Raw genomic sequence first — 619 nt, forward strand, 5'->3', positions numbered from 1 at the left:
AGCGACCCACAGCCGGTGCGGCGCTGACGCGGTGAAGTCACGATTGACCAGATCAGGACGACAATCCGGGACATCAGCCCGAAGCGTTGTGATCGGAGTGCGGCCCCTTCTGCGGCCTTGGATGCCGGCGAGTTTCATCAACCGTGCGGTCTGATCACGACCGATGTCCCAGCCGGCGCGCTGCATAGCCTTCCACATCTTGCGTACCCCGTACACGCTGAAGTTGTCCTCGAAGACTTTCACCAATTCGGGGATAAGCAGCGCGTCTGACAAGCTCCTGGCCGACGGGGCTCGTGTTTTCGCTGCTCGGTAGCCACGAGAGGTGATAAACCCACATTCTGTCTGCCTTAACGTGCGACAGATGGCCTCGACCCCGAAGCGATCACGATACGTGTCGATGTATTCGATCATCTTCTGGTGGGACGGTCGAGTTCCGCTGCGAAAAAAGCTGACGCGGTCTTCAAGATCTCGTTTGCCCTGCGCAGCTCTTTGTTCTCTTGCCGCAGACGCTTCAGTTCGTCGTCGACCGACTCGCCAGTGCCCCGCTGAACGTCGGGGGACGCTTTGACAGGTTTCAACCAGTTGTTGAGCGTGTGCGCCGAGACGCCGAGCTTCTCGC

At 59.5% G+C, this 619-nt stretch carries 1 pseudogene; it reads right to left on the minus strand.

Features of this window, described 5'->3' with window-relative positions:
• Nucleotides 1-619: pseudogene (locus tag KBX07_RS11490) on the minus strand (IS3 family transposase); the annotation flags it as partial.

This window comes from Corynebacterium sp. CCUG 70398 (assembly GCF_024454055.1).
GTDB lineage: Bacteria > Actinomycetota > Actinomycetes > Mycobacteriales > Mycobacteriaceae > Corynebacterium > Corynebacterium genitalium.